This window comes from Rummeliibacillus sp. BSL5 (genome assembly GCF_052928305.1).
Genome location: NZ_JAVGCV010000001.1, coordinates 1,368,964 through 1,387,038, shown reverse-complemented (window position 1 = coordinate 1,387,038; position 18,075 = coordinate 1,368,964). Strand labels below are relative to the sequence as shown.

The 18,075-nt window shown below is 37.5% G+C and carries 20 protein-coding genes; 13 read left to right on the top strand and 7 right to left on the bottom strand.

Annotation, left to right across the window (positions count from 1 at the left end; all coding sequences use genetic code 11):
* Nucleotides 1-26: 26 nt before the first annotated feature.
* From ctaD to RCJ93_RS07070, 5 genes are all read left to right on the top strand, one after another.
* A complete protein-coding gene (gene ctaD / locus RCJ93_RS07090) occupies nucleotides 27-1,898 on the top strand; it encodes a cytochrome c oxidase subunit I (RefSeq protein WP_150283836.1) in 1,872 nt (623 codons plus the stop codon).
* On the top strand, nucleotides 1,898-2,524 hold the full coding sequence (locus RCJ93_RS07085) for a cytochrome (ubi)quinol oxidase subunit III (RefSeq protein WP_066785116.1): 627 nt from the start codon (nucleotides 1,898-1,900) through the stop codon (nucleotides 2,522-2,524). The genes ctaD and RCJ93_RS07085 overlap by 1 nt, the downstream gene beginning before the upstream one ends.
* On the top strand, nucleotides 2,524-2,856 hold the full coding sequence (locus RCJ93_RS07080; protein WP_066785118.1) for a cytochrome C oxidase subunit IV family protein: 333 nt from the start codon (nucleotides 2,524-2,526) through the stop codon (nucleotides 2,854-2,856). The genes RCJ93_RS07085 and RCJ93_RS07080 overlap by 1 nt, the downstream gene beginning before the upstream one ends.
* Before the next feature lie 154 nt (nucleotides 2,857-3,010).
* Nucleotides 3,011-3,928 carry a cytochrome c oxidase assembly factor CtaG gene (ctaG, locus tag RCJ93_RS07075; RefSeq protein ID WP_251645568.1) on the top strand — a complete coding sequence of 306 codons (918 nt, stop codon included), beginning with the start codon at nucleotides 3,011-3,013 and terminating at the stop codon, nucleotides 3,926-3,928.
* Between the two features lie 32 nt (nucleotides 3,929-3,960).
* Nucleotides 3,961-4,425 (top strand): DUF420 domain-containing protein, encoded by a 465-nt coding sequence (locus tag RCJ93_RS07070; protein ID WP_150283838.1) that lies wholly within the window; start codon nucleotides 3,961-3,963, stop codon nucleotides 4,423-4,425.
* 52 nt (nucleotides 4,426-4,477) lie between these two features.
* Here the strand turns inward: RCJ93_RS07070 and ytvI are convergent, their stop codons facing one another.
* Nucleotides 4,478-5,545, bottom strand: coding sequence for a sporulation integral membrane protein YtvI (gene ytvI, locus RCJ93_RS07065; protein WP_190323378.1), 1,068 nt, complete (start codon nucleotides 5,543-5,545; stop codon nucleotides 4,478-4,480).
* A gap of 137 nt (nucleotides 5,546-5,682) precedes the next feature.
* On the bottom strand, nucleotides 5,683-6,036 hold the full coding sequence (locus RCJ93_RS07060; RefSeq protein ID WP_066785125.1) for a YugN family protein: 354 nt from the start codon (nucleotides 6,034-6,036) through the stop codon (nucleotides 5,683-5,685).
* A gap of 142 nt (nucleotides 6,037-6,178) precedes the next feature.
* On the opposite strand from RCJ93_RS07060, the gene RCJ93_RS07055 reads away from it, so the two are divergent.
* Nucleotides 6,179-7,234: a CAP domain-containing protein gene (locus tag RCJ93_RS07055; protein WP_150283840.1), complete on the top strand. Its 1,056-nt coding sequence runs from the start codon at nucleotides 6,179-6,181 to the stop codon at nucleotides 7,232-7,234.
* An 18-nt stretch (nucleotides 7,235-7,252) separates the two neighbouring features.
* On the opposite strand, the gene RCJ93_RS07050 is transcribed toward RCJ93_RS07055, so the two are convergent.
* Nucleotides 7,253-7,990 carry an amino acid kinase family protein gene (locus RCJ93_RS07050; RefSeq protein ID WP_150283841.1) on the bottom strand — a complete coding sequence of 246 codons (738 nt, stop codon included), beginning with the start codon at nucleotides 7,988-7,990 and terminating at the stop codon, nucleotides 7,253-7,255.
* Nucleotides 7,991-8,106: 116 nt separating this feature from the next.
* Here RCJ93_RS07050 and RCJ93_RS07045 point away from each other — a divergent pair, with 116 nt between their 5' ends.
* Entirely contained in the window at nucleotides 8,107-9,570 is a 1,464-nt protein-coding gene (locus RCJ93_RS07045) for a UDP-N-acetylmuramoyl-L-alanyl-D-glutamate--2,6-diaminopimelate ligase (protein ID WP_446738682.1), read from the top strand.
* 150 nt (nucleotides 9,571-9,720) lie between these two features.
* Nucleotides 9,721-10,167: a YlbF family regulator gene (locus RCJ93_RS07040; RefSeq protein ID WP_066785135.1), complete on the top strand. Its 447-nt coding sequence runs from the start codon at nucleotides 9,721-9,723 to the stop codon at nucleotides 10,165-10,167.
* 55 nt (nucleotides 10,168-10,222) lie between these two features.
* On the opposite strand, the gene RCJ93_RS07035 is transcribed toward RCJ93_RS07040, so the two are convergent.
* Entirely contained in the window at nucleotides 10,223-11,122 is a 900-nt protein-coding gene (locus RCJ93_RS07035) for a glycerophosphodiester phosphodiesterase (RefSeq protein WP_066785138.1), read from the bottom strand.
* 315 nt (nucleotides 11,123-11,437) lie between these two features.
* Here RCJ93_RS07035 and RCJ93_RS07030 point away from each other — a divergent pair, with 315 nt between their 5' ends.
* The gene (locus RCJ93_RS07030) at nucleotides 11,438-11,710 is read left to right on the top strand and encodes a YlbG family protein (protein WP_066785141.1); all 273 of its coding nucleotides are present in this window, start codon (nucleotides 11,438-11,440) and stop codon (nucleotides 11,708-11,710) included.
* A gap of 90 nt (nucleotides 11,711-11,800) precedes the next feature.
* On the opposite strand, the gene RCJ93_RS07025 is transcribed toward RCJ93_RS07030, so the two are convergent.
* Nucleotides 11,801-12,190 carry a DUF7147 family protein gene (locus RCJ93_RS07025; protein WP_066785143.1) on the bottom strand — a complete coding sequence of 130 codons (390 nt, stop codon included), beginning with the start codon at nucleotides 12,188-12,190 and terminating at the stop codon, nucleotides 11,801-11,803.
* Between the two features lie 51 nt (nucleotides 12,191-12,241).
* Between RCJ93_RS07025 and RCJ93_RS07020 the strand changes: the two genes are divergently transcribed.
* From RCJ93_RS07020 to coaD, 3 genes are read left to right on the top strand one after another with little or no spacing between them, the layout of a single operon-like run.
* Complete coding sequence (locus RCJ93_RS07020) at nucleotides 12,242-13,654, top strand: hypothetical protein (protein ID WP_446738681.1); 1,413 nt, start codon at nucleotides 12,242-12,244, stop codon at nucleotides 13,652-13,654.
* Between the two features lie 25 nt (nucleotides 13,655-13,679).
* Complete coding sequence (gene rsmD / locus RCJ93_RS07015; protein ID WP_147194291.1) at nucleotides 13,680-14,255, top strand: 16S rRNA (guanine(966)-N(2))-methyltransferase RsmD; 576 nt, start codon at nucleotides 13,680-13,682, stop codon at nucleotides 14,253-14,255.
* The gene (gene coaD / locus RCJ93_RS07010; RefSeq protein WP_147194288.1) at nucleotides 14,245-14,733 is read left to right on the top strand and encodes a pantetheine-phosphate adenylyltransferase; all 489 of its coding nucleotides are present in this window, start codon (nucleotides 14,245-14,247) and stop codon (nucleotides 14,731-14,733) included. The genes rsmD and coaD overlap by 11 nt, the downstream gene beginning before the upstream one ends.
* A 46-nt stretch (nucleotides 14,734-14,779) precedes the next feature.
* Here coaD and RCJ93_RS07005 read toward each other — a convergent pair whose 3' ends face one another.
* Nucleotides 14,780-15,520: a hypothetical protein gene (locus RCJ93_RS07005; RefSeq protein WP_150283845.1), complete on the bottom strand. Its 741-nt coding sequence runs from the start codon at nucleotides 15,518-15,520 to the stop codon at nucleotides 14,780-14,782.
* Between the two features lie 253 nt (nucleotides 15,521-15,773).
* On the opposite strand from RCJ93_RS07005, the gene RCJ93_RS07000 reads away from it, so the two are divergent.
* Nucleotides 15,774-16,823 carry a SepM family pheromone-processing serine protease gene (locus tag RCJ93_RS07000; protein WP_223823518.1) on the top strand — a complete coding sequence of 350 codons (1,050 nt, stop codon included), beginning with the start codon at nucleotides 15,774-15,776 and terminating at the stop codon, nucleotides 16,821-16,823.
* On the opposite strand, the gene RCJ93_RS06995 is transcribed toward RCJ93_RS07000, so the two are convergent.
* Nucleotides 16,824-18,023 carry a nucleotidyltransferase gene (locus tag RCJ93_RS06995; protein WP_150283846.1) on the bottom strand — a complete coding sequence of 400 codons (1,200 nt, stop codon included), beginning with the start codon at nucleotides 18,021-18,023 and terminating at the stop codon, nucleotides 16,824-16,826.
* Nucleotides 18,024-18,075 lie beyond the last annotated feature (52 nt).

The window sequence follows — 18,075 nt, the reverse complement described above, 5'->3', positions numbered from 1 at the left end:
GAATTATTTTGAAGGAGGTTAAGGTTGTGAGCTCAACTGCAAAGAAAAAGGGCTTTGGCGCAACTATATGGGACTATTTAACAACAGTCGACCATAAAAAAATCGCCATTCTTTACCTACTTGCCGGTACACTTTTCTTCGTCATCGGCGGTATCGAAGCAATGCTCATTCGTATCCAACTTGCAAAACCAGATAATGATTTTGTAAGTGCGGGTCTCTTTAATGAAATTATAACAATGCACGGGACAACAATGATTTTCCTTGCTGCCATGCCGTTGTTATTTGCATTCATGAACGCTGTTGTACCACTACAAATTGGTGCACGTGACGTAGCGTTTCCATTCCTAAACTCACTAGGCTTCTGGTTATTTTTCTGGGGTGGTATTTTCTTAAATCTTTCTTGGTTCTTAGGCGGAGCTCCTGATGCTGGTTGGACTTCATACGCATCATTATCATTAGCATCTGCTGGTCATGGTATTGACTTCTATGCAGTCGGTTTGCAAATCGCCGGTGCTGGTACGTTAATATCAGGGATCAACTTTATCGTAACAATTGTAAATATGCGCGCACCAGGTATGACATTTATGCGTATGCCTTTAATGACATGGACAACATTCATTGCCAGCGCATTAATCTTATTCGCATTCCCACCATTAACAATTGGTCTATTCTTCTTGATCTTCGACCGTATGTTTGGTTCGAACTTCTTTGACCATACAATGGGTGGTAATACAATTATTTGGGAACATTTATTCTGGATCTTTGGACACCCAGAAGTATATATCTTAGTACTTCCTGCGTTTGGTATTTATTCAGAGATTATTCCTGTATTCGCACGTAAACGCCTATTCGGTTATTCATCAATGGTATTTGCAACAATTTTAATCGGTTTCCTAGGCTTCATGGTTTGGGCTCACCACATGTTCACTGTAGGTCTTGGTGCTACTGCTAATGCTATCTTTGCTATTGCAACTATGGCTATCGCAGTACCGACTGGTATGAAAGTGTTCAACTGGCTATGTACAATGTGGGGCGGTTCAATCAGAGTAACCACTCCTATGCTTTATGCACTTGGTTTCATTCCATCGTTTGTTGCTGGTGGTGTGACTGGGGTAATGCAAGCTGCAGCTCCTGTCGATTACCAATTGCATGATTCTTACTTTATCGTAGCTCACTTCCACTATGTAATCGTTGGTGGGATTGTCCTAGCATTATTGGCTGCTACTCATTTCTACTGGCCGATTATGTTTAATAGAATGTTAAATGAAACATTAGGAAAGATTACGTTTGTGTTCTTCTTTATTGGTTTCCATCTAACATTCTTCATCCAACATTTCTTAGGTTTAATGGGTATGCCTCGTCGTGTATTCACATACCTTCCAAATCAAGGATTAGATACATTTAACTTAATTTCAACTGTCGGTGCATTCTTCATGGCAATTGGGGTTATCCTATTAGTTATAAATGTAATTATTACATCAATTAAAGGGCAACCTTGTGGACGCGACCCTTGGGGCGACGGACGTACGCTTGAATGGGCTATCCCACAACCAATACCTTTTTATAACTTTAAACAAACACCACTTGTACGTGGGCTAGATACTTTCTGGATTGAAAAAATGGAAGGAAACAAAGAAGGTATGTCATATGCTGAACCAATTTCAGATATCCATATGCCAAACAATTCTTTCATTCCATTCGTAATGGTAATCGGTCTATTCGTAGCTGGTTTCGGTGCTCTTTATAATCAAGATGCAGATAAACCATGGTCACTTGTAGCGTTGATTGTTGGATTAGCTATCACATTAGGTGCGATGATTGTACGTTCTCTTAAAGATGATCTTGGATATCATATTCACAAAGAAGATTTATTGAATGACAAAGGGGGTAATGAATAATGAATTTAAAATCTAAATTCACCCCACAATCTTGGCCTGAACATCCAGAACTTTCTACTGCAGAAGGTAAAAATAAGGTAGTGGGCTTCTGGATCTTCCTTGGTGGAGAAACAGTGTTATTTGCTACTTTGTTTGCAACATTCTTGGCACTTAAAAACAAAGGGCCAAGTGGAATGGAATTCACTACTCAAAATTTATTTGAATTACCTCTTGCATTTATCATGACGATGTTGCTTTTAACATCTTCATTAACAAGTGTTTATGCAATGTACCATATGAAGAACTACAATTTTAAAGGTATGCAAGCTTGGTTGGCGATCACTGTATTGCTTGGCCTTGGCTTCTTAGGCTTAGAAATTTACGAGTTCACTCACTATGTGCATGAAGGATTTACTTTCTCACAAAGTGCATTTGGATCTTCTTTCTATACATTAGTTGGAACACATGGATTGCACGTTGTGATTGGTTTAGCTTGGATTGTATTGTTAATGGTTCGAAATGCTGGACGTGGTTTAAACCTTTACAATGCACCTAAGTATTTTATTGCTTCATTGTATTGGCACTTTATTGATGTTGTTTGGGTATTCATCTTCACAGTAGTTTACTTGATGGGAGTGATTAAATAATGTCACATGATGTCCATGTAGAAGCACGAAGCGAGGAAGAGTATAAATATAATCGTCGCAAAGCTAGCCAAGCGATGCGTAACCAAGTAACTGTTTTTGCGATTATGATATTCTTGACATTTGTCGCTTTCGCCACTGTTCAAGCTGGATTCTCAGCATTCCTAGTAGTCCCTCTGATCTTATTGTTTGCAGGAGTTCAAGTTGCACTTCAACTTTATTACTTTATGCACTTAAGCGAAAAGGGAACAGGCATTATGCAGTTCTTTATGTATTCTGGCATGATCGTTGCATTTACAATGATTCTAGCTTTTGTAACAATAATTTGGTGGTAATTAAGAAAGAACCAAGCTCTTTAGCTTGGTTCTTTTTTTGCACTAAAGTAAAATAAGATACAGTACTCTTAGTGGAAATGTCATGAATCGTTCATTGTAGTTTCATCTGAACGACTATATAATGTAGGTAGTGAATAAAAAGGAGCGAAGATTAATGCCTCTAAGTATTTTCGGTTTCCGAGCAATGTGGAGTCCGGGCCTAATAATTGTATTAGTATTCCTAACCATTCTTTACTTTTTGATAACAGTGAAGTGGAGAAAGGATTTTAAAAATAGTCTACCTTTAAAAAAGGGTGAAGCTATATCATTCCTTATTGCCATGTTATTAGTCTATACCGTCATTGGCTCTCCAATAGATTTAATGTCGCACATTATGTTTACTATGCATATGGTGCAAATGGCTTTATTGCTGCTTTTAATCCCTATATTTATTATCATGGGTATTCCAAATTGGTTATGGAAAACGGTAATCAATTTACCTTATATTAAACCAATATTTCACTTCATGACTAAACCAATTTTTGCTATTATCTTTTTTGTATTAATGTTTTCCGTGTATCATTTACCGATTCTCTTTGACTATATTAAGCTACATGAAACATTACATTCGCTTTATACATTTATTCTTTTCCTCTCTGCTTTGTTTATGTATTGGCCTTTGCTTAATACAGTAGAGGATGAGCCTAAAATGAAGAATTTGAATAAGTTGTTTTATATTATTGCAAATGCCGTTTTAATAACACCAGCATGCGCATTGATTATTTTTTCTAACACGCCTTTCTATGCAACATATACAGATGGTGCTATGTGGATGAAAGCGATGGCGCTTTGTGTCCCGGCCTCTACTTTACAAGGTCTAACATTGTCCGGTCCTGAATTGTTTACAAGCATGTCATCCCTAGAAGATCAACAATTAGGCGGGGTACTTATGAAAATAATTCAAGAAATTATTTTTGCAGTGGTGTTAGGTCGCGTATTTATTACTTGGTATAGAGATGAGCAAGAAAATGCGGATCAAATTACTCAAGATGCATTAAAAGAAAGACAACGACTTTATGGAAATCAATTTTAAACTAAATAATATTATTTGTGAGGAGAAGAAGTATGAGTTTGCCTCTGTTACCGACAATTAGTACCTCTTTTATTGTATTAAGTGCAATACTTATTGCGATCGGTTGGGTTTTAATTAAACAAAGAAAAATTGAAGCGCACAAAAAAACTATGATTGCTGCCGCCATTTCTGCTTTATTGTTCTTCCTGATATATGTATCAAGAACAGTGTTTATTGGAAATACAGCTTTTGGTGGACCGGAGCATTTAAAAATTTATTATACAATATTCCTTGTTTTCCACATTACATTAGCAACTGTGGGAGCAGTGTTCGGGATTGTTACGCTAATTGCTGGGTTTACGAATAAATTAGAGCGTCATCGAAAAATCGCTCCAATAACTAGTATTATTTGGTTTTTCGTAGCAATTACTGGCGTTGCTGTATACCTACTGCTCTATGTTTTCTTTAGTGGGGGTCCTACAACTTCTGTTATTAAAGCGATATTAAATAATCACTAAACCTATGGACAAACTATAAGCATGAACAAAAAGGCTACTTTCTGCGAAGAAGTTAGCCTTTTTGTTTTTCATTAATAAATATCCAGCTTTGCCTGAATTGTTTCACTACAACAATCAAAATGGCAAAAATAGGTCCGATAAAGAAACCGATAACACCGAAAATCTCAAAACCAACATACATACAAATCAGCGTTGTAAGCGGAGGAAGCCCAAGATGACTACTTGTTACTTTTGTTTCGAGTATCTGTCTTAACGCAATGACGACAATCGCTAATATAAGTAGAATAGTGCCAGTCAAGGTATCACCGTTTAACAGATTAAAAACAGCCCATGGCAGAAGTACCATCATACCACCTAAAAGAGGCAACAAATCGACAAACCATACTAGGAGTGCCATGAACAATGCGTACTTAGGTATAATGAATAGTAAAACACAGAGAGTAACAAAGAAAATGGCTGAACTTACAATCAGTTGAGCTTTCACAAAATCAAAAGCCCCTTTTTTAAAATGTTGGTAGAAAAGGGCAATAAAGGTGCTATGTTCAAGACGAGTCCACTTTCGAAATGAAGCGATGATTTTGGGATATTCAAGCATTAAATAGTAAAGAGCTAAAAAATAAATAAATAGCTTGAAGATTTGAGAGGGGATATGCTGAAATAGGTTGAGCATACGATCAGCCTCAACATAGTTAGTTGCTAATTCTTGCAAGCTAATTAACATGTCTCCAATCCAAGACTGAATGGATAAGATAATAGGGCGTGGTAGATCATGGGTCATTGTTGAGATTTTGGATTGCAACATAATCCAGTTCTCATTTAGCGTAGCTATTAAATGGGGCACCCATATGGAGAGTTCATTGATTTTTATGAGAATAACCGTGTAGAGCAAATAACAGCAAATAAGGATACATATACTGAAAATAATAAAAAAGATGAATACGATAAAGCGTCTGCTTTTCCTCCAATATTTTTCAACTTTCATTACAAGGGGATTTAATAATAGTGCAGTTAAAAAAGCTAAGAGGATGGGGCGTGCATATAAAAAGGAGAAAACTGCGACTATAACAATGAGGATCAAAGGCCAGTACTTTATAAAAAATTGTTGAATCGGTTGTATCATCTTATCATCACCCATAACTATTTGACATAGTGTGTGAAGTTTTCTCCAAATTATGCAATTAAGAATCTACAGCCGCTCGATAGGACAAATAAAATAGACATATCAATTAGTGATATGTCTATAAAAGTATGAAAATATTAAAATTGCTCTAACTCATTTGCTAATGCTGCTAATTCTTGTTGACAAGTTTTTACCACTTGTGCAGGGTAAATCTCATTGTCTCCATATTCTACGCCATGTGGGAAATAGTGCTTGCCTAGAACTGGTTTAGAAAGTGTGATAATAGAATCGTTAGATCCATTGTCACCTTCTTTTGAAATACCAAACACTCGTAGATAATAAGTGCCTTCAGTGACTACGAATTTACGATCCCAAGTGATACGTTCATAGTCCCAGCCTGTAGCACGGATTAATCCGTGTTTCTCCATTAAATCATCAAGTAAAGTAATATGTGCGCTTTTGTTTTCAAGTCCCGTATTTTCAAAATACATTGCAAAATCCTCCTTCGACTCTTTCGTACAATATAGGTTCCATTTTATAATAGAGCAAAATAACGTTTGTTGCAATGGCAACATTGTTAATCAGTCGAAGGTATAGGTATAATAAGTATAACAACAAATTGGAGAGGTTAACTTGAAAGTATTATGGAGAGTTTTAATTATATTAGCAGTACTACTAATTGTATTTTTTTACTTAAATCAACCAGTCAAAGAAAATGAGCCTTTAAAAGCACCAAATTCGAATGGAAAGGTAATTCCGCAAAATAAAGCGCCCAGCAATCTTAATCAAAATACGGTTGAACGGCCAACCAGTGGTTTATCCACATTAGTCGGCCAATCAACCAAAGAGTTACAGAAGACACTAGGAGAACCAACACGCAAGAGTCCTTCTGGTTACGATTTTGATTGGTGGGTGTATCCGCTATCTGATGCGAATTATGTTTTAGCTGGCGTAGAGCATGGAAAAGTGAAGCAACTATATATTGCCGGTAAGGAAGCTGAGGCCCTGCCTTTTAAAATAGGCCAGGGAATTGATGAACTTTATCGCAATACAATCACAGATTCAGAAGTGACGGTAAAGATTAATGATAATATCTACACATTTGTATTAAACGAAGAGGATTTACAAACGCGCATTTTAGTCATGTATGAAGGTTTATATGTCCAATTATACTTCGACAAAATAGATAAATCGTTAGAGGCTGTTCGTTTTATTGATGGAGAAACATTAGTTAAACAACACCCATACGACATGACTTATATGGGAGATATGATAACACCTTCTGTTCCTTCCTCGTTTAAACAACAGGAAATAGATCGAGAAAATCAACTACAATTGTTTGAGTTGACGAATGTATATAGAAATCAAAAAGGTTTAGAGACATTATCATCGAAAGATGATTTGAACCAACTTGCAATGGAGCATAGCGAAAAGCTTGCTAAAAATAAAATTTCGCAAGAAGAACAAAAAAATGATGCATTTAAAGATCGTTTGAAAAATGCCGACATTCAGTTTGAGTCTGCGGGCGAGAATGTGACAGAGGATTATTTAGATGCACCGGAAGCCGTCAATGGATTGCTAAATTCCGAAAAGCATCGTGATACATTATTAAATGAACAATTTAATGAGATAGGCACGGGTGTCTTTGATAAACATTTTACACAGGTATTTATTGAAAGGGTTCAGTAAACTAACTTACTGCATCTTTCAAACATTTGGATAAACTATTGTTCCACGTTCATTTGAAAATACGTTTCGAATATGCAGCGTGAGTTGGTGTTTTCTAGCCAATTCCGCTGCTTTTATTTGGACGATGGGATGCGTATTATTTAATAGTTTTAAGAATTCACTATAAGAAAGAGACTCAATCAGTTTTACATCTTTCTCTATGTGTGGATCTCCAGTCATAACCCCGGGTACATCCTTATAATATTCAACGATTGAGCTTGGCAAATGTGCTCCCAGAACAGCAGCCGTTAGATCACTACCTCCTCTGCCAAGTGTCGCAATTTCCCCTTGAAGGGTAGTTCCTTGAAAGCCGGGAACTACAATACAATCAAAATCTTTTAAGTCATATAAAAGATTTTCGCAGTTTATATCTATAATTTCAGCATCTCCAAAGTGCTCTGTTGTAGTAATGCCAAGTTTCGGCCCGTAAACTAGTAAATTGTCAATTCCGAATTCCTTTAATTCTGAGGAAAGGACGGCAGCAGCCATTAACTCCCCGCACGCCGCAACTAGATCCCTTGCCTTTGCAGTTTCTTGCAATGCCTCGGTAATATTCAGCAGCGTATCGGTAGCGTAAGGGTCTCCTTTTCTGCCAATTGCCGATACAATTACTACTGTTTTTCCATGTTCTTGTATCGCCCTATTAATATGGTGGAGGCAATGCACACGCGATTCTTTCGATTGCATAGCAATTCCGCCAAATTTTTGAATAATCATTTTGTAACTCCTATCTCCTCGTGACATATTCAACATGTTTTTCATACGATAAAAGTAGTAGTGGGTGGTTATAGTAATGTATTCATTTCTTACTAAAAGGTGCAGGGGGAACATAGTTGATCTTGGCAGAGCTATTAAAAGAATGGCCTTGTGAATTGGAATGTGGATCCATTCGGACAGAGGTAAAAGGCATTACAGATCGAGCAAGTGATGTATTGCCAGGTGATGTGTTCGTGGCTCGTAAAGGGAAGAAGTATGATGGATGGGATTATATAGACCTTGCGATACAAAATGGGGCAGCAGCTATTGTTCATAACAGATATGAGAGCAGTGTGGAATTTCCTTTACCTGTTATATGGGTCCCTAACTGTTCCACGTTTTTGTCCTATGCTAGCAAGAAGCTATACGGCCCATATGATGAAGAGCTGACAATTATTGCAGTTACCGGTACAAACGGAAAAACCACAGTGACCCATTTTATTGGTCAACTGCTACAATCACTTGGCAATAAAGTGGCTGTTGTTGGAACTGTCGGCCTATTTATAAATGGTAAAAAGCAAACTGTTAGCCTTGAACCTTTAACTACTCCATTGGCGACAGAACTATATAGAATATTTGCTTATTGTGTAAGTCAAGGAGTGACCCATTTAGTTATGGAAGCTTCTTCGTTAGCTTTGTCGGAGCATAGATTAGACGATTGTAAAATTGATATCGGTGTGTATCTCAACGTAAGTCGTGACCATTATGAAGAACATGGTGGCGAAAAGTATTATTTAGCAGCTAAAAAGAGACTGTGCTTATTCTCGGAGCAAATTGTGGTGAATATAGATGATGATTTTTGCAATCAATTGCGAATGGAGCATCCAGTTGTTAAAAGTTTTGGCAAGGGAATTTTAGCTGACTGTAGCATCATACATGAAGAAACCACCAGTCATGGAATGCGGTTATTAATACAGGACTACGATATCCCCGTAGATATTAACTTGCCGTTTAAAGGAGAATATTTACAATATAATGTTCTAGCAGCTGTTGCAACCATTTCGGAGTTGGGTTTTTCCTTACAAGAAATTGCGCCGCATACCGAACGGCTGACATTGCCAAAAGGTAGGATGCAAGAATTAAATAATGACTTGGGGTATAGGATTTTTATTGATTACGCCCATACACCTAGCGCACTGAATGCTTTATTAGGTGCACTGCGAACACAGACTTCTCAAAGGTTAATTGTTGTATTTGGCTGCGGTGGTGACAGAGATAAAGGGAAAAGAGCAGAAATGGGAGCTGTTGCTGATCAATATGCTGATTTTATCATTCTAACTGATGACAATCCTCGTACTGAATCGTCTAACATTATATTAAACAGTATTGCGCAAGGGATTGAGACAACAGACTATAGCATTCAACCAAATCGAAAGAAAGCTATACAACAAGCGCTAGCCATGTCAGGAAAGGGAGATCTAGTGATTATAGCAGGGAAGGGACATGAAGAAGGCCAAATAATAGGAACTGATATACTACCTTTCTCTGATGAGCATGTAGTTAATGAATACCTGGGAAGGACTAAAAGTGCCAATGAATAACCTCCCGTTTACATGCTAGGGAAGCTCTCCCTATACACTAAATAGTAGCCCAGATGAACCACCTATACTAAACTCTACTGGATAGATTTGCAATCATATTAAACAAGACGGGGAAAATCTGTTATCATAGGTGTATGGGGGGAAAAAACAATGATGATAACTTCCGATTGGGTAATGATTCTTGAAGAAGTAGAAGAATTGAATAAAATGATCCGTTCCTCCGAACAATTTGAAAATCTAAAAATGGCCCACCAAGCTGTCTATACAGACGCCGAGCTTGTTCGCCAAGTAGATGATTTCAACAGGATGAAGGATCAGTATGAGGATGTCCAACGATTTGGAAAATACCATCCGGATTACAAAATAATTATGAAGTCGATTCGCGTGAAAAAACGTGAACTTGACATAAACGATAAAATCTCTGCACTCCGCATAGCAGAAAATGAATACCAGGATCTGCTGGATGAGATTAGCTTACTAGTTGGAAAAACGGTATCAGAAGCAGTAAAAGTATCTGTCAGCAATCCGTTTTTCGAAAAGTCATCTTGTTCAAGTGGAGGTTGTGGCTCTGGTGGAAGCTGCTCTTGTTCAGCATAGTAAGGAGCCTGGTTATTTAAAAAGGATTCTACATCTTGTAGAATCCTTTTTTGTGTTATTTATTTATTGTTTTTAAAGCGATGTCGGGACGATCTGTTACTATTCCTCGAGCACCGCTAGCGATTAACTCCTGCATAGCAGCAGCATTGTTAATTGTCCAATAATGGACAGGTATATTCAATTCATCTAAAAAATGAATAAAGTGTGCTGAATCAAGATTAATGATGCCATGTTTTACAGGAATTTGGAATACATCTACCTTTGGATGATAGAGATGGCCAAATTGGCTAGTGAATGAAGTAAAGGCTCTCCGTACTTCAGTTTGGCCAGCTCCTAATGCTACTTTGTTTTGTGCATACAGATTGAAGCGGTCGATTTGCTCGTCATGGAAGCTAGTAACCACAACGCGGTCGGTGGCGTCTAGTTCTTCAAGCAAGCGCCATAGTTTTGAAGGCATTAGACCGCCTTCATATGTATCCGGCGCATCTTTCATATCAATATTAATATACATATGTGGAAACTCTGTCAATAGCTCACGCAATGTGACAATCGGTTCAAAGTCTTCACGGTAAGACAAATAGCCGTCTAAATTTACGAAATGATACCCAAAATTAAATTTGCGCAATTCTTCTAATGTGAAAGAGGCGACTCGTCCAGATCCATTGCTGGTACGGTCAATCGTTTCATCATGTGTCACAACAATTTCTTCGTCTTTTGTAAGACGAATATCAATCTCAAAGCCGTCTACGCCTAAATTGTTAGCATTGCGAAATGCAGCCATTGTATGTTCAGGAGCTAAATGTGATCCTCCACGATGTGCTAAGATAACAGGGCGATTATACTCCAATGCGTGTTTACTAGCTCGTTTTCCTGGTTTGGATAAAGCCTTAGAGCCTGCCCATGCTGCAGCACTTGCAGCAGCAATTGCAACCGCCACTTTTGTTTTCTTTCCCATTATAATCCTCCTATCTGAATTGCCGGTTAAGTAATTTATTTTACCCCTATTGCTTGCAAGTAATAGCCCGATTGGCCATTTCAGTTAAATATGCCTTTTCCTAGTTGCGATAGTCGGGTTCATACTGTTTATAGCCAAGGTAATAAGTCTTAATTATAGACAGTAGGAAGGGTTTAACACTCAGAGCGCTAAATAAAATATTCTGAGTGAAGTTTTCCTTTATTATAACGGATGCCTTCTAATCTGTCAGTATCCTTGGTTGCTTCCATTTTCAAAGATATGGTATTCTTTAAGGTAAGAAATGAGGGAATGCGTATGAAAGACCGACAAGGCTTAATCGTCTATGTACATCATTTAAAACAAGCGAAAACAATGCGTCGATACGGCCATGTTCATTATATTTCTAGAAGGCTTAAATATGTTGTTTTATATTGCGACCAAGACGAAGTCGATAGCCTTATAATGAAACTAAAACGGCTCCCTTATGTGAAGGAAGTCCTGCCTTCTTATCGTCCTTTTGTTTCGACAGAATATGAAAATGCGAAACCAGATAAAGCAAAAGAATACGATTATAAAATAGGCCTTTGATTGCTAGAATAAGTACAATTAGTGAAAAAAACTGTTTCTAAATAAACCTTTGTGTTCCTCTGACGATATAAAGAAAAGAAAGTAGAATGACTAGTGTAATGATGGGATATAGTGATAAAGACGCAATATACCAATTAAGTATTGGTAGTAAAGATCTTTCTCAGCATAGATAGAAGAATGTTTTACATCTAATGTAATAAGTAGCTGATCTAAGCTATTTACTGTCTCCTTGAAGATTTCTAGACGCTTTGAAGGTTTTTCTGCTGAATATGGGATTCCTTCCCGGCAGATATATATCGGAGTAAATTTGCTTTCTCCGACAGGGTTAAATACGGCCGCAATAGAAGCTACCTTTTTTTCTCCTTCTGTTGCAGTGAATATAATAGTACGGCTGATGCGATGTTTATTTGTTTTCATTAATTCGCATAGCTCGTATACATCGCCGTAACCTTCTCCTAGCTCTATAAATTGTTGAATCATACTATACACTTCCTTTCTATCACATAGTATCACGATTTGGGGGATTCGCATATGAAATTAGCAGCTGGTTTATTTTCCATACTGCTATTTATAAATGGAATAATGTTGACTTTTCAATACCATGTTTATTCCAATCAATTAACGGAAGAAGATAAGACGTTTTATTACGATCAGGATATTGAAGTTGTCTATCATGAAAATAAATTTACTATTCGTCATCATTTAAATTCCTTACCGGAAAGCCAGGTGAGATTGAACTGGCCTGCTAAAAGCGTTAAAAAAGAGTGTGGGAATAAACAGACTGAGAAGTGCAACCGTTTAAATAAGACAAAGACCAGCCTAAATAAAGGGAAAACGAAGGAACAAACCTTTGTATATACGATTCCTGCACCAAGCGAGGGAAAATTGTCTGGTAGAGTGATCAAAAACATTTTCTTGTCATTAAATTTAGGAAAATCAGTACATACAACGATCCATATTACAGATAAAAAGCATTCTGGCGGACAGTGGATTACTGGATTGCCTGAAGTGAAGAGTAAAAATTTAAAGCTTATTCAATATAGTATGTTTAGTGGGAATGGACCTGTTACATCGCTATATTGGCAAAAGGCTAAAATGAAAGAGTTATTTACAAATGATCAAGTAACACTTTATGGCAATGGACATGCCTCTGACAACCTGGCACAAGCCCTTAAGGGGTTAGATATAGAGGGGTTCGAGCATGTGGCAATCATAGAAAGCAAGAAGTATAAAAAATCAGGGGATCGAATCCTCTTTACCTCTGAATTAAATAAAAAAACGCTGACGGAAAAATATATCTTATCGCAAATGAATCAAAAATATAATTTTGATATGCTTCCTAATTGGGGGCCTGCAGTTGTAGCTTCTTTCCTGACCGAACGTCGGGTAGGTTCTCCAAAAGCTTCTAAAATGGTCGCTACATTAAAAGATTATATGAATGAACAGCAGCTCAAAGACTGGAAGACAAGCTTAGAGGATCTACAGGGGAAAAAGATAACGGCTGGATTACTTGATGATAAGCTGTCCTCATCACTAGAATTGAAAACTTCCTTTTTCAAAATGAATGCACAAAATGGAAATAAGGTAGCGCCGCTCTTATTTGAAGACAAACGGCCAATCTATTTAAATGGTTTGCAACAAAAAAATATGCAAGTTATATTAAAAGATGGACGTATCCTTTATTCAGTAAAACCACTATTAAAAAAACTGGGCTATTCGACTAAAATAGGAGTACATGGTTTTTACACACAGAGTAAGGAGCGCAATTTTAGGTTCCCTATGGATGAGCCGTTCTATGTATATAATGAACATCGCTATGATCTACTTTCACAGCCGATTGTAAAGTACGGCAGTGACTATTATATTGAAGAAGCTTGGCTTGTAAGGCTATTTATAGTGGATATTGAAAAATCGGAGAAACAAATAAATATTAAACGCCAGTAAGCGGTGGTAAAAGGTTTGGTGCAAAGTGAGAATAATTTCAGGTGAGCGAAAAGGGATGGCTCTTAAAGCTGTTAATGGCATGACAACCCGTCCGACAACAGACAAAGTAAAAGAATCGTTATTTAACATTATTGGCCCTTATTTTAGTGGTGGTACTGTTTTGGATCTGTTTGCAGGAAGCGGCGGTCTAGGTCTTGAAGCTTTAAGCCGGGGAATGGAACACGGAATCTTTATTGAAAAAGACAGTCGCGCATTCCAAAATTTGAAAGAGAATATTTCTAAGTGCCGTTATGAAAATTGTACAGAAGTTTACCGGAATGACGCTTTGCGGGCAATAAAATTGCTCATTAAAAATAAAGTACAGGCAGATTTGATTTTTTTAGATCCTCCTTACAAAAAGCAGCAGTATTACAATATGGTTGAAGACATCGTTGCAAATCAAATGATACACGAGGATGGGACCATCGTGTGCGAACATGATAGGGAAGTCGATTTGCCGGCGGTATTTTTAGACTTTCACAAAGTGCGAGAAGAGGAATATGGCAGTACTATCATTTCAATTTATCGTTTCGTAGAGGAAGAAGGGGATTATATTGGGTAAAATTGCTGTAGTACCAGGAAGCTTTGATCCAATCACAAATGGACATTTAGATATTGTTAAGCGTGCTGCGGATATTTTTGATATTGTGTATGTAGCGGTGATGAATAATTCAAGCAAAAATCCATTATTTAATGTTTACGAAAGAATGGATTTGATTAGGGAAGTCACAAAAGATATTCCCAATGTTCGAATTGATTCGTCCTCAGGCTTATTAATAGATTATGCGAAATCAGTCAAAGCAGATGCAATTGTACGTGGGCTTCGCGCCATTTCAGATTTTGAATATGAAATGCAAATTACTTCAATGAACCGTTTTTTGGATGAACATATTGAAACATTCTTTATCATGACCCAAAACAAATATTCCTTCTTAAGCTCAAGCATTGTAAAGGAAGTCAGCAAATATGGAGGCAATATCCATGAACTTGTCCCACCGATTGTTGAAGAAGCTTTAAAGGGAAAGTTTGAAGAAAGATAAAAGACAAGGCTACTACCATTATGAATGGTGGAGGCCTTGTCTTTTCTTACATAAAAATAATCCAATATAAGAGCGGTACAACCAATGTTTGAAGTACACGTGCGGAAATATAAGGTTTCAACGATATTTTGGCTTCTCTTGCTAAAACAGCAACTTGCATATGGATGCTAAGTCCTTGCATTGATAGTATTGTTATGACGATTAATGGAAGCCAGCTTGAATGGCCATAGAAATTTTCCGATGCTGCTAAACCAGATGTCATTTCAAGAATACTATAAAGTGATAACATGACACCCTTTGGCAAAGAATCAACAAAGTTTTCTAAAGTTTGTGTGAAAACATAGCTGAGGGTCGTGAAAAATATAACGGTCGCAGCAACGAGTAGAACCGTAGGCAAACTACTCTTAATACTCTCAATTAAAGGGTTGCCAGCATCTTTTGGTTTTGGTGGAAGGTTCGTAAGTGGAACCGTTTTTCGGAAAACAAGAATAAAAATGACTAGCATGATTATATTAACAAAATGGAACAGTCCAAGCATTTGCCATCCGCTTATGGGGTTTCTTAATATTTCCATTCCGACAAAACCAACGACAAAAAGAGGGCTTGGTGCATGGCAAATGGCTAATAGATAACGAGCTTCTTTTTGTGTCAGCTGTTGTTGCTGGTATAAAAAGCCAGTCGTCGCCGCGCCTGTTGGGAAACCGCCTAAAGCACCCAAACAATATAATTGTACGTAAAAACGCCATTTAGATCCCTGTGGTATACTAGAAATATTCGTTAAACGCAAAAGCCATTGCGTCAAAATCAAATAAGGGAGTAGATAAGGGAATAAGTTATCTACAAAAATTTTAATCCCTAAATCAGCACCTTCATGGGCTAGTTCGGGTTGCAAGAGCAATAAAAAAATAAAAAGCCAGCATATTGCGATATTGCAGTAGTGTAGTAAGATTTACATCATCCAATCATGTAATATATTTTTATAAAACTGCACAGAAGTTCTCGTCCTTTTATCAATTGGACATTATCTAGGAGGTTCCTCAATGAGTGTGAAAAAATTTTTGATTGTCATTGCATTAGCAGCAATCATTATAGTGGGATTTGTATATCCGCTGCCTTATTATATTATGCAGCCGGGAGGAGCATATGATTTAGATCAGTATGTAAAAGTAGACAATGCAGATCAAAAAGGCAAAGGGAAATTAAATATGATGACAGTATCTATGGCTGTTGCTACGCCTTTCACATATGCTGCTGCTTATGCAGACGATGAAAAGGATATTTTAAAAGAAGATGAGGTCAGAAGTCCAAACGAGAGCGATAAGGATTATAATAATCGTCAAATTAAACTTATGACAGATTCTCAGTTTAATGCAAAGTATATTGCGTTTAAAAAGACAGGTTTAGATTATAAAATTGTCTATAATGGCGTCTATGTCTATTATGTTGTGAAGAACGGAGCGGCCGATGGGATATTGGAGACAGCGGACGAAGTAACCGGCATTGACCGTTTGAAAATTCATAAACATCAGCAGCTGGTTGACTACTTAACAACAAAGAAATCAGGAGATACTGTAACTATTAAGATCAAGCGTGATGGAAAGAACATGAAGAAAAAGGTGGTATTGAAGGCTATTCCAGGTACGAAAGGAAAAGTAGGTCTTGGTATCACATTTGCAGATAATACTTCTATCAAGACAGACCCTGAAGTAAAAATTCAAGCAGAGGATATTGGCGGGCCATCAGCTGGTTTAATGTTTACCCTCGAAATCATCGATCAATTGACAAAAGGCGATTTAACAAAGGGCTATAATATTGCAGGAACAGGTGAAATGCTAGCGACAGGCGAAGTTGGTCGGATTGGCGGGATTGAGAAGAAGGTGATTGCTGCAGATGATGCAGGCGTTGAAATTTTCTTTGCGCCAAATGACACATTGCCTGAGGTTGTGAAGAAGAAATATCCCGATATTTTGCCAAATTATCAGGAAGCACTAAAAGAAGCCAAAAAAATAGGTACGAAAATGAAAATCGTACCTGTCAAGAATGTGAATGATGCTCTTGATTACTTGGAAAAATTGCCGGAGAAAAAATGATTAAATACGAATGGGCGGGATGCGATAATCCAAGCCCATTTTATTTTTGCCAAGTCCAAGCATATATAGATCTGTTGCCTTTATATCTTGAAGTAGCATTGGTTCTTTGGAACTTGCGGCTCTACTGATTAAAGGTAACGACATGCTTTTTTTTCGTTCGGATAAATATTTCTGGCCGTTTTGGTTCATACCAAGGATACGGATATAACGAGGTGTGTCCATGCTTTTCAACTGCGACCATGTAAAATTCGTAAAAATATGTGTGAGCATTCGTTGAATTCTGGTCCATGTATAGCGTTTCGATTTAACTTTTTTCATAAAGCTTGTAAAATCCGTACATTCTTTTGCAGCTTCTAGCAGCAAAAATTCAATTCCTTCTGTCACTTCCGCGTATTCTTTTAGTTCCCCAGGTGTTAAACGTAATAATGTGAAGCGCAAATATGGCCAAAAGTACGTCCAGCTTGCAAATGGCTGGTTTCCCTGACTCCATTCATTCAAAAGATCAAATGAAGCAGAAGGCAAGAAACCAGATACATGCTCAATAGCCTGTTGTTCATGAATCGCTTGTCGAATTCCCGTCGCACTTGCAATGGTGGTACCTTCTTGGACGGGATCATGGTAGCCTGCCTGCTTGCGAAGAATAGTAGTCGGTTTTAAAGCTGTTTGAAATTTTCGTGCAGCTTCTATGTAATGGTAGCCAAGTATGTTATTTGGTTGAGACAAATCCACAAACTGTGCATTACTATCAGGGATAAGTGCTTGATAGGCTTTATTTAGCGCAGAAGGATAGCTTAAGCCGCTTTTAACAAATTCCTGTATAAATTGTTGGAAAGACGCGTTCTGCTCTTCTAAAAGCGTATACGTGTTTAAAAAAGGATCTATGCTACCTTGTTCGCTACCAAAACATAAGTAATCACATTGCAGAGCATCGAGAAGCAGTACGCCACCCTTTGCAAAGTCACTTGCTTGAGCGGTGGCAAATGCATAAGGCAGTTCAATTACGAGATCAGCCCCATTTGCAATCGCCATCCTCGTTCTTGTCCATTTATCGACAAAAGCCGGTTCTCCGCGCTGTAAAAAATGGCCACTCATTACAGCAATGATAATATCTGCGTCTGTAAGTTCTCGCGATTGTTTGATATGATAGAGATGTCCGTTATGAAATGGGTTATATTCAACAATTACGCCAGTTGCAATCAAGTCTTCACCCCGTTTATACTTAGTACTATGATTATACGAGTAGTTTAGCCTA

Coding starts and splice junctions, on each gene's coding strand:
- RCJ93_RS07085 (WP_066785116.1), top strand. CDS start 1,898: ATGAATTTAAAATCTAAATTCACCCCACAATCTTGGCCTGAACATCCA.
- RCJ93_RS07080 (WP_066785118.1), top strand. CDS start 2,524: ATGTCACATGATGTCCATGTAGAAGCACGAAGCGAGGAAGAGTATAAA.
- ctaG (WP_251645568.1), top strand. CDS start 3,011: ATGCCTCTAAGTATTTTCGGTTTCCGAGCAATGTGGAGTCCGGGCCTA.
- RCJ93_RS07070 (WP_150283838.1), top strand. CDS start 3,961: ATGAGTTTGCCTCTGTTACCGACAATTAGTACCTCTTTTATTGTATTA.
- ytvI (WP_190323378.1), bottom strand. CDS start 5,545: ATGATACAACCGATTCAACAATTTTTTATAAAGTACTGGCCTTTGATC.
- RCJ93_RS07060 (WP_066785125.1), bottom strand. CDS start 6,036: ATGTATTTTGAAAATACGGGACTTGAAAACAAAAGCGCACATATTACT.
- RCJ93_RS07050 (WP_150283841.1), bottom strand. CDS start 7,990: ATGATTATTCAAAAATTTGGCGGAATTGCTATGCAATCGAAAGAATCG.
- RCJ93_RS07040 (WP_066785135.1), top strand. CDS start 9,721: ATGATGATAACTTCCGATTGGGTAATGATTCTTGAAGAAGTAGAAGAA.
- RCJ93_RS07035 (WP_066785138.1), bottom strand. CDS start 11,122: ATGGGAAAGAAAACAAAAGTGGCGGTTGCAATTGCTGCTGCAAGTGCT.
- RCJ93_RS07030 (WP_066785141.1), top strand. CDS start 11,438: ATGAAAGACCGACAAGGCTTAATCGTCTATGTACATCATTTAAAACAA.
- RCJ93_RS07025 (WP_066785143.1), bottom strand. CDS start 12,190: ATGATTCAACAATTTATAGAGCTAGGAGAAGGTTACGGCGATGTATAC.
- RCJ93_RS07020 (WP_446738681.1), top strand. CDS start 12,242: ATGAAATTAGCAGCTGGTTTATTTTCCATACTGCTATTTATAAATGGA.
- RCJ93_RS07000 (WP_223823518.1), top strand. CDS start 15,774: ATGAGTGTGAAAAAATTTTTGATTGTCATTGCATTAGCAGCAATCATT.